The following is a 10678-nucleotide window of genomic DNA, read 5'->3' on the forward strand; positions in this document are numbered from 1 at the left end:
ATTGACGAAACTCAGGAAGTTGAAGGCGTTGGACGCTGTGTTTGAGGTGATGGTCATGACAATTCAGCTCCAGGTTCAAAGTGCAGTTGCACAACGGTAGCGGGTAGGGCCGACACTACCGCCATCGTGAAAGCGCCCTACCAGGAAGCTATTCTCTGGGCAGGTAAAGTCGCTCTCATTCTCATCTTGTGGTGCAGACCAACCGTCGAACCATCGAATTTTTAGATTGTTGACGCCGTTTGTAAGTGCGCCGCAGGCGTAAGTGGTGCGTTGGTAAGTAAAAAGCGATTGATGGCGGCCAACCATGACCTTCCCGGGCGGGCACATAAAGTAAACCCCATCATTTTCGGTGATCATATCGGACCAAGATATATCTGTTACCGTGAGAGTTGCTGAATCTAGCTGGAATCTCGCACAGGTATAATCTTGCACTTCGCCCTCTACCTTGCGCCCCTGCATCACCTCGTGAAGCCCGCATGTGAATTTAGTGAAGTAGTCCACGTTTTCAGTTACATTCACACTGTATTGATTCGTGGGGCGAAGAGGGGTGCGTGACGATGTAATTAAACGGATGCAAGCAGTGCTGTCCCTGGCGTCGCTGTCTTGAGTTTTTCTTTTTTTAACCATCATCAAACCCGGGGCGATGATCGTATTGTCTTCGTAGGAAACCAAGTCTTCGAATTCGAAGGCGGGGGTGGACGTCACGCGCCTCGTGGTGCGAAGTTCCATCGAAAACTTGCCATCCTCTGTGTTGCAACCAATGCCATCGGTAATCAGGATGTTCACGGAAGATGGGAGGTTATCGAACTGTATGGTGCGTCGCTTTATATCTTTGCACCAGGTGTTGGGAGAGTTGAATTCATAGTTTACCTGTTCGCCTGAGCCTTCGCCGGGAACAGTCAGTGAACATTGCGCATTGTCTTTGTCCCGGATAAGGATTGTGCCGTTTTGTGTGGCTGCCTGCACCGCTTGATGCAGGCTGGCCAGCAGTAGGGGTAAAGCAATGATGCTGAGTCTGAGTGCGCTTGACATGATGAAACCTCGGATGTTTGGTCAGAACAGTTTGCTGCAGTAGTACTCAGTCTCCATTTCCTTGTCACTGGAAAGCGCCATGCCCGAAAGTACTTCATTTGCAGCGCATTGCATGCCGTGGTCAGGCTCTTTGAATTTCCGGGTGCTGGTATGAGAGGGGGTCAATGGTTGGCCCCAGATGTCTCTGACTTCAGCGCAATGTATCCAGTAGTTTGAGGCGTCAAGTATGTCTCGGCCACGCCCGGTCATGATCTTCGGACTCTGGCAGTTGGCGAGAGCGCCTGTTGCAATAATTTTGATTTCATTGTAGGTATTGAGCACCTCCCCGCTTTGAGTAACACTTCCGCATACGTACCCAACTTTGTCTTCCAAGCGAACACGCCCCACCATTACATTGCCGGGTTTACACTTAAAGTCATGGTGAAACTCCACTAGCGGAGGGGGCGAAATTTCATTAGGATCGATGATTGCAAGTTCTGCAACGGCAGAGTTGCACAGCAGTAGCAGCAACGCTGCGGCCGCAGGTGCGGGCCATTTACTGTTCATGAGCGGGTCCTCATTGGCTAGAAAAAAAGAGTGCACGTCGAGTCTAGCCAGTTCCAGCGCGTGGAACACCTGGCAAAAATACTAGGTAGGTGGAGTGGGCGGCCTCGAGGTAACACAACAAGACTGCCGATGCCGACTTATTGTTTTTTTGCTAGTATCCAGTGCGTATGCTAAGCGAAAAGGGGGGCGCTGAATTTATCATGAAATTCAATTTTCTGATCTGCCGGGGCGGTTGAAGTCCCTCACCAGACGTTCCATGTTGGGGGTGATGGTCTTGATAGTTCAGTTCAATATTCACTGTGCAGTTGCACATCGGTAGCGGGTAGGGCCTTCTTCATCGCCATCGTGATAGCGCCCTACCAGAAAGCTATCGGTCGGGCAGGCAAAACCGCTCTCATGCTCTCCTTGTGGTGCGGACCACCCGTCAGACCATATAATTTCCAGATCTTTACTCCCGTTTTTCAGTGAGGCACAGGCATAAGTGGTGGAACCATTCTCGTCATTCCAGTGATCGCGGCCAACCATGACCTTTCCTGGAGGGCACATATAGTAAGTGCCACTGCTTTCGATGATTTTGTTGGACCAGGAGAGAGGCCCTATCAAGAGATCAGTTGAAGCCTGCTTGAAGGTCGCGCATATGTAGGCGGTCCGGCCATCCGTTTCGTCGCCCCGATGTAAGCGCGCCGTGATCACCTCGTGTAAGCCGCATGTGAATTGCTCCCTTGGATCCACGAAGTATGCGGCTTCTTTAACCTGCGTTGCGGGTATAGGATCAGGGCGCTTGGTGGCTGGCGAGGTCGTTATACGGATACAAGCAGTGCTGTCCCGGGCGTCGCTGTCTTGCGTGAAGTCTTTTTCAAGCACTAGCACACCGGGTGCGATGTGGTTTTCGAATGAAACCAAGTCTTCGAATTCGAAGGCGGGCATGGATGTTACGCGGCGGGTAGTGCGAAGTTTTAGTCGGAACTTGGCATCTTCCAAGTCGCAACCAAGGCCATCGGTAATCAGGATTGTCGCGGCGCTGGGGAGGCCATCAAATTGTATTGTGCGTGGTTTTATATTCTTGCAGCTCGAGTCCGGAAGATTGAATTCATATTGTGTAAGCTTGCCTGAGCCTTCACCGGGCACAGTCAGTGAGCATTGCTCGTAGTCTTTGTTCCGTATAAGGATTGTGCCGTTCTGCGTCGCTGCCTGTACCGCTTGAGGCAGGCAGGACAGCAACAGGGGTAAAGCGATGATTCCGTATTTGAGTGGGTTCGACATGATGAAACCTCGTGGTTTTGCTCAGAAGAGTAGGCTTCAGTAGTACTGGTTGTTGCCGGAATGAGACATGCCACAAATACTTCATGGTTATCGCACTTCGCGACGTGTTGATGCTCGCGGTATCTACCGGCGGTGGGATGCATGGGAATTGATGGCTTGTTCCAGCTGCCCCGACTTATGTGCAACAGAACCACTGGTCTGAGCGCTCATCACCCTCGCGGCCGCGTGCTTGTCAGTCTTGAGCCGCAGCCCGTATGAGCATGGCTCGCGCCTACGTATTTTGTAGTGTTATTAACGTCACCTTGGTGATGGCGCCCTGCGTGCAGATCGAGTCTAGCGAGCGCCAGCGCCTGCAACACCTGGCAAAAATAATAGGGAGGTGGGGTGCGTAAGTGCGAGGTGACACAACACGACCGACGATGCCGACCTGTTATTTCTGCTAGTAGGCAGTGTGCTAGGTAGGCGATAGCGTGTGGGCAAACGTAAATCGGATGCCGAGTCGAAGCCATGACCGAGAATACTGCTAGTGAACGCGACAGCGCAGATCGCCCACCCCGCCCGATAATCGAAGGCCTCACACCCTATGACGAAATTGACCTTGATGAGTTGGGCGGGGAGGCCCTGAACGTTTTTATAACCTATGACGGTATCGCCGTAGGTCAACTGATAGTCTTTAACTGGACAGGTGCCGACAAACTCGGTAACGCAGTCGGTTTTTCCGGGGATGTGGATATCGCCGATCACAACTTCGACCCCAGGACAAAACGGGCAACAGTGAGTTTGTCCAATGCATTTGTCGTGGCGGCTGCCGACGGCTACGCATTTGCGTCTTTTCAGCCTACGTTTCCGGCGCTGGAGGAGTCGATGCGCGCTTTTTGCTTCGTGGGGGTGCGCCCGCATCGCCTTGAGCATATGCCGGTGGCCCAGGCGCCGAAGTCACACAATCTGTTTATTGACCCGGACTCGCTGGGCAGTGCGGGTGCCACTTTCCTGGTACCTGCGTATCAAGCCATGCAAGTGGCAGACAAAGTGACGCTGACATTCGTGGGATATGAAAGTGACGGCACGCAAGATGATACATGGTCAAAACTTATCGACGTGCAGGCACAGCACGTCGGGCAGGTCTTGAGTTGGAATGTACCATCCTCTTATTTCGATTTCATAAAAAAGGGGTACGCCGAAGTTTATTATGAGATCCAATTTGCCGCCCCCCCGAAACGTTTGAAGTCGCCGACCCAGACATTCCAGGTCGATAAGGTGCCTGATACGCCGCCCCTGCTGCCGGCGCTGGACATCGATAATTATGAAAGCGGCCTGCTCGACCCGGAACTGTTCCCCGACGGTTTGACATTGCGCGTGCCCCCCAATGCAGAGCTCATGGTGAGTGATTGGTTGTTGCTGCACTTCAATGATGAATGGGGTGAACAGCAACTGCGCGTTGACTTGAGCAGCCTGGAAAGCGGGGTGATTGTATTCAATCTGGCAAAAGACAAGTTGAAGGGGCTGGGCCGCATCAGGCTGGGCTATCAGGTCGCTCGCGAAGGTGTTGCCTACAGCGCGACCGTGCGAGAGGTTGAATTGGTTGTTCGCCGTGAGGATGCCCCTTTGAAAGTATTTTTCGCGGAAAGTGAGGGTGGCGAGGGTGAGTTCAATGCAAGGCTGCCTGCGGGCAACGCAACGGCGGGAGCTTATATCGACCTGTCCGGTGTCACCTTGAGGGAGGGCGAAACCCTGGAAGTTTATTGGCAGGGGCGCTCCGAATTAGGCAATAAAACATTTGTCTTCCCTTTTGGGACGGTGCCCGCAGAACCTTTGAATATACCCCCGGCGGCGGTGGCAGCCAACATGGAACAGGGTGAAACCAGTGTAAAGCGGTTTCCGGTTTACTACAGGATAGCGCCCGTGGGGCATGAGTCCAAGAAGTTAAATTTGCGCATTCTTCCCCTGGCCCGGGATAAATACCCCACGGTGCAGTGCAGCCCGCGCAGGGACACCGACCTGTACGTAGAAGATATCAAAGGTACTCACGCGGACCTGACACTGCCCAATTGGCCATTCATGAGTCCGGGGCAACACCTGGTCATTACCTTGCTGGGCGTCGCCGGTGGCTCACCCAGGCCTTATCCCATTCGTAATTCCCCCGTGACTCAAGAGGAGGTGGACAAGGGTGTCATCAACGCGATCTTGCTGAAAGAGACCCTTGAGAATCTGGATGATAACTCGCCACTTGAATTCAACGTCAGTGTTGATTTCGAGGGCCAAGGGGGGAGTGATAACTGGACACTCTTCACGCCGACGTCAATGACATTGCGAAAGTGACGGGGCGCGCACGTATGCCGCTAAATGCCATAGGTGGAATCATGAAAAACAAAGAAACGCTGGAAGAATTTGTCACGTATCTGAAAAATAAACCGAGCACGTATGGGTATGATGCCATTCTGGCGTACGATCGTTTTCGCGCCAACCGGTTATTGCTTCAGGAGTACATCGATCGTTTTGACAATAACAGCTATTTTGAACCGCTGTCATTTACCACCACGATTACCCCGGGGGCGCAGTGGGAAGCGGTAGTTGATCATACGCTGGATGTGCCGCGGTTATCGTTTGAAAACTCAAGTATTGCGCATTCACGCGCGGACTTGACCATGCGTATCACCGCCGGTAAGCAATTGACCCTGACCAGGTCCATTGGAGCCAAAGTCAAGAAGCTGATTCGGGTAAAAGAGGCCGATTCACTCGATGGCCCAGCCTTGCACGTGAGGATTTCACTGGACGCCAGCCCAGGGTCAGTGTCCCAGGCCGGGACGGTGTCTCTGGATTTGCAGAAAGCTGAGCACTTTTATCTGAGTTTTGCCGACACCGATGAGGAAAACCTGATCGGTGGCCAGCGATACAAAGTTATTTTCGACAGCTGGGAGCCTGCCAAAAGGATTTTCGTGCTCACTGAGATGCCGATGAAGGATAGCGACTTCTTGCAGCCGGAGAAATTTTGGGTCAGAACCCATGCTGCGCCGCTTGCTAAAGTACGAGCCTCCGACCAGTACGGCGAAGGGGAAGTTCTGCTTTTCGTCACAATGAAAGGCAGCAATAACTCCGATGCTGGCATCCCTGCAGATGATGAAAACATGCATTATCTGCTGCCTGATGCGGCAACCCCTTACACGATGAACCTGTTGCTCGGGAACAAGTTTCTGATCAAACGGCTGGTGTCTTTTGGGTTTGAAAGGTTGGAACGCGTGATTGAACCATTCAAGGCCACGTATACAGGCGGTGAGGGTGAAACGTTCGTCACCGGTATTCAGGCGACAGCGGGGCTTTTGAGTATTCCCGTTGAAGGTGATACTGATGTACTTGAAATAATTGAATTCCCGCAGGGGCTGCTATTGAATTTTTCCAGCAGCAGCGACGAAGACGACTTTACAAACTTCAAAGTCAAGGCCAGTGACGAAACGTTGGACTTTGAGTGGTTTGGCCTAGCGAAGGCGCCCGCCACCTTCAAGGTGAGATCCGGGAGCCAGCAGACGCGCTCGGGCATGGTGTCCTACCGTTGGGAATACAAGGCCTCGTACGCGTTTCATCTGGAAACGGCCGGCGACAACGTTGGCCAGTTGACGCTCAAGTTGAGGGCGAAGCCAAGCCTTCGCAGCAAAATGTGGCCCGATCAAGCGTTGGCGGCTAATGCAGGCCACCCTTTTGCATTGGAGCTCTTCATCAACTTCGGCGAGCAAGCCTTGGCCGAGCACCTCGACAAGACGATCGAAACCATTGTTGGTGTGGCAACGGAAATCGATGCATTCCGCCTTAATGGCCTGTTGTTCCGCAGTGGCAAGGAGTCTGCCCAGCCATCGGTTGTGCGCTTTCCGGGTGATCTGACATTGCCTGGTTACCTTGCGCCGGCACGCACAGAGTTCGAAATCGAGCCAAACGAAACCTTGGTGGAGGCCGGAGGCAAGAGGACGTTCGAGACCACGCTTGGTGCAGGCGCGTCAGTGACATGGAGCGTGGCGAATCTACCCGGTGACGAGGGTGAAGATTGTGGGTCGTTCACGTCCAACGAGTACACCGCACCGGCCGCCAGCGCCGTGCTGCGCAGCGGCAAGAAGGTCATTGTCACCGCCACCCGTGGAACGAGTTACAGCAAAGCTTTGGTCAGTATCACCTCGCGCAGCATTGCGGTAGCACCTATGGTCATGCAAGCCGCTGCAGGTGGCAAGTTCAAGTTATCGGCGGCGACCCTCGATGGAGAAAAGGTCACGTTTACCCTCCCTTCCGATGCCAAGGGCTCATTGCAGGAAGACCCTCAGCCAGACCCCTCGGTACAGCAAAGCATGCTCTACGTGGCGCCTGTTGGTGGCCTTCAACAGGGGACGCGCAAGAGCGACGAATGGCGACGTCTGCGTGCTACAGCCGCCTGGCGTATTGAGGACGACCTGGCAGAGGTACTGGCAATTGACACCGTTAACGTATCAAGGGAATCGGGCAATGGGCAGGAGCAGATTCCGGTATTGCTGCCATTACGAAATGAAACCAACTGGTTCACCCACCATGTTGAGGGTAACGGCATACGGTTGAAGTTCTGGGGATCAGGCAAGGGGAATGACTACGAAGTGCCTGCCGAAGACACGACCTGGTACCTGGTGCTTGGCAACGGTACGTTCGAGGATGGTTTGTATACCCCGATAGCCAACGATGGCCAACCCTTGAGCCGTTATGCGGTGGTGGCAGCAATTGAAGACAACAGAACTTTCTGGCTGTGGACGTACGCCATATTACCCATCCCGTTCCTCACGCCTGAATTGCTGGTTGAGAAACTGACGGCACAAGATGAAGACGCAGCCTTGCCTGGAGGGTCGGACAATGAAAAGTAACCCCAAATCCGCTTTGTTGCAGCGTCTGGCTCAAGGCAACGTGATGTTCGACTGGGGCGCCATCCTGGCGTTTGACCGCGGCCAGGTTAACCGTATGCTGCGGGAACAATACATGGCAGCGTTCAATGACCTTAGCTTCTTGTTGCCATTCAGCGATGAGGTGGTCATCGGCGACCTTGAGCACGTCACTTTGAGCGATATCGTACTCGGCGCGCCGCAGGTCTCCTTTGAAGGTGCCACCTTTACCAATGCCAAGGCCACGGTCAGGCTCAATATTGTGGCAGGTACTTATTCCTCCACCTTCCATCCCCCTGGCAGCCCGCCCTACCTTTTACGCAGTGAGACGTTGCGTGAAGACATGGGGCTGATGCTCGAAATGACTGCTGAGCTGGGTGTGCGGGTGGGCAGCGTGGACGACAGGGGCAAATTGATGCTGGACCTCTCGCAGGGGGAGCGGTTCAGCTGCAACCTGGGATTGAGTGATGACGCCAGGCTGGCGATCGGCGCCAAACTGGGCGAGCAAATCCAGTCGCACCCTGCCTACAGGCAGATCTACAGCTGCGCGATGATGGATTTCAACGATTATGGGCCATTGAGCCCGCGCAGTTTCCAGGTGCGTACCCAGCCGGCACCTGAGGGTGGCGACAAGCATTCGGACCAATACGGTAACGGCGCGGTCGTACTGTTCTGCCACCTGCGTGTCAACAGCGAGCCGGGCAGGATGCCGGGTAATCCTGACGACTACCCGTATCTGATACCGGATGACCTGACCGTGCAAGGAGCGCCTGCCTATAACGCCACGGCGTTGATCGCGGCACCGTTGCGCCATTTTATCGATGACCAGCAAGCGCCTGGCATTCTGCAGAAATTCACTTTGCCCAACGCGCTTCAGATGAGCATGGTAGATCGGGAGGACCCACTGGATCATGTGATTTTCGGCAGCATCGAGCCTACTGCACTGTCATTTTTCGTCGAGCCCCTGCAAAGCGCATTATTACCGGAAAGCACGCAACATTTTATCATCGACAACGAGGGAAACGAGGTCAGGGCGCAATGGCAGGCAGTCAATATCAATCAGCCACTCGCGACCGGTAGCATGCAGGATGGGACCTACCAGGCGATGGGGACTGAGAAGTTCCAGCGCGATCAGCAATTGGTGCTGGTATCGGGGCGTTTTTCTTCCGCTGCGGGGGAGCAGGTACGCACGGGGTTGGTTGTGGAATCCCGGCAAGCTGTAAACGTGATCCCTCGTGTGGCCACTTGGGGTATTGGCATGGGCCCTATCAAGCTGCATGCCGGCGCTGTAACAGGTGGCGACTTGAGCTGGGAGCTGATCCCGGACAATGGGCAGTTGCACGGTGATCTGGTCGTGGATCCCGAGCGACCTGCGGGGCGGCTTTTCACACCTTTCGATCCTGAGAGTTACTTGCCTGAAGTGCGTTTGCAGAAAATCCGAGTCACTGACCAGGCGACAACTACCAGCGATATTGCCACCGTGGTCATCTTTGCCTACCCCCAGCAACTTAATGTGACGCCATTTCATGTGCCTGTGATGACCGGCATCGCGCCGATTGCCTTCCGCTTGCCCGCTGAGTGGCACGAGGCTGCAACCTGGAAGGTATTTGGTGAGGGAGAGATCAACGAAGACGGAGTGTATAACCCGCCGATTCAGGCCCAGGCCCCCATCAGCGTAGTGATGGCCGATATCGATGACCGGCAAACCGGTTACGCGATTGTCCAGCACGCCTACCAAGAGCCCCCTATCAGATGGACAGAGCTCGAAGGTTTTAAAATCAACGTAAAGGGCACCCCCATCTGCCTGGCCAATGGCATGCAGCAGATACCGTTGGAAATCGTGGTTGAACCCAAGGAGGTCAGTGTGGGCGGTGTCACATATCCCATTCCGCTTACAGTGACCGAGCTCTCTACCATGAGGCTGGTCTATCGCAGCGGCAATTCCGAGGTAGAGTTCCTTGAACCTGGTCAGGAAGGCTTGCCGCTTGAAATTCCAAAATGGGCCACAAGCGTCAAGCGAAACCGTTTCAATCTGTACGGTCCTGTAACAGAGAGTGAAATGCCGCAAGTGCGTTCCGAAGCCACACGCAGCACCCGTGAACTCTGGCTCCATAGCAGCGTCGCCGCGACGGAGGAGTTCTATGCCAAGTTCCAGGCTGATGACGGCACCTGGTGGGACTCCCGTGACAAACAAGGCTTTGTCTGCGTCACTGCCGCCCCCGTCGATAGTCCCTCAACAGACGACTACGAGCTTGTCCGCCAGCGCGTACGCAACGGTGCGGGCAGAATTCACGACCCGGGCAATGGGGCGCCCAAGGACGAATTCAGCTACATGCTGGAATCGATCGATTACTGGAGGCTGGTGCATAGGTTCAAAGGGAAAAACATCAAGTTCGCCACGTGCAGGGTCGACAAGGATTCGGCAGCGGCATCGGTACGGTGGGAAAGCGAGCAGGTGGATGAGGTGTTCTTCAGTTACCTGTCCTATGCGTTCAGGGAATTGCCGGAACCGGGGCAACCGGAGAAAGTCGCCGAGCTCAAGGATGACAGCTATCTGACGCAAATGGCCAAGGAATTGTCCTACCTAAAAATAGAGAAAAACCTGATCGCAGGCAAAGAGCCAGGGCCGGGAGAATTGTTGATCATGCTGCATCGCCTGTCGGACATGCCCTTCTGGAGTGACGATATGACAGACGAAGAAAGCAAAAAGTACAGAAAAATGCTGGACAAGCCTTTGATGTTCGTACTCTACGATCAGGATGGAACACGGCATCGGTTGCGTATCGGATTCCCTGAACCCAGCATTGAAGACAGTCGCAACACGCTGGAGTGGTCTGCTCAATGATGTGTCCCCGCCTCGCCAAGCGGGGTGGGTCCTCCTACTCAAGGACCTGGTCATGACTACCAAATCAATGCTGCATTCAAACGCCTTCAACTTCCTGAGTTTCATCAAC

6 protein-coding genes are annotated in these 10678 nt (G+C 54.1%); 3 read left to right on the plus strand and 3 right to left on the minus strand.

The genetic code is table 11. The annotated features are described in order from the left end of the window. Positions 1 to 75: 75 nt before the first annotated feature. The 3 genes from LU684_RS30175 to LU684_RS30185 all read right to left on the minus strand — a co-directional run bounded on the left by LU684_RS30175 (position 76) and on the right by LU684_RS30185 (position 2841). Positions 76 to 1032: a hypothetical protein gene (locus LU684_RS30175; protein WP_191087397.1), complete on the minus strand. Its 957-nt coding sequence runs from the start codon at positions 1030 to 1032 to the stop codon at positions 76 to 78. 21 nt (positions 1033 to 1053) lie between these two features. Then, entirely contained in the window at positions 1054 to 1578 is a 525-nt protein-coding gene (locus LU684_RS30180) for a hypothetical protein (RefSeq protein WP_096425750.1), read from the minus strand. 294 nt (positions 1579 to 1872) lie between these two features. Beyond that, complete coding sequence (locus LU684_RS30185) at positions 1873 to 2841, minus strand: hypothetical protein (RefSeq protein WP_191087398.1); 969 nt, start codon at positions 2839 to 2841, stop codon at positions 1873 to 1875. A 507-nt stretch (positions 2842 to 3348) separates the two neighbouring features. Between LU684_RS30185 and LU684_RS30190 the strand changes: the two genes are divergently transcribed. The 3 genes from LU684_RS30190 to LU684_RS30200 are packed head-to-tail and all read left to right on the plus strand — an operon-like array spanning position 3349 to position 10569. Beyond that, entirely contained in the window at positions 3349 to 5160 is a 1812-nt protein-coding gene (locus tag LU684_RS30190; RefSeq protein ID WP_023048925.1) for a hypothetical protein, read from the plus strand. A gap of 41 nt (positions 5161 to 5201) precedes the next feature. Next, the gene (locus LU684_RS30195; RefSeq protein WP_191087399.1) at positions 5202 to 7709 is read left to right on the plus strand and encodes a hypothetical protein; all 2508 of its coding nucleotides are present in this window, start codon (positions 5202 to 5204) and stop codon (positions 7707 to 7709) included. Then, positions 7699 to 10569: a hypothetical protein gene (locus LU684_RS30200; RefSeq protein ID WP_232895359.1), complete on the plus strand. Its 2871-nt coding sequence runs from the start codon at positions 7699 to 7701 to the stop codon at positions 10567 to 10569. Before LU684_RS30195 ends, LU684_RS30200 begins: the two co-directional genes overlap by 11 nt. Positions 10570 to 10678 lie beyond the last annotated feature (109 nt).

Origin of the sequence: Pseudomonas sp. NMI542_15 (genome assembly GCF_021283425.1) — a bacterium.
In the GTDB taxonomy this organism is placed as follows: Bacteria; Pseudomonadota; Gammaproteobacteria; order Pseudomonadales; family Pseudomonadaceae; genus Aquipseudomonas; species Aquipseudomonas fortuita.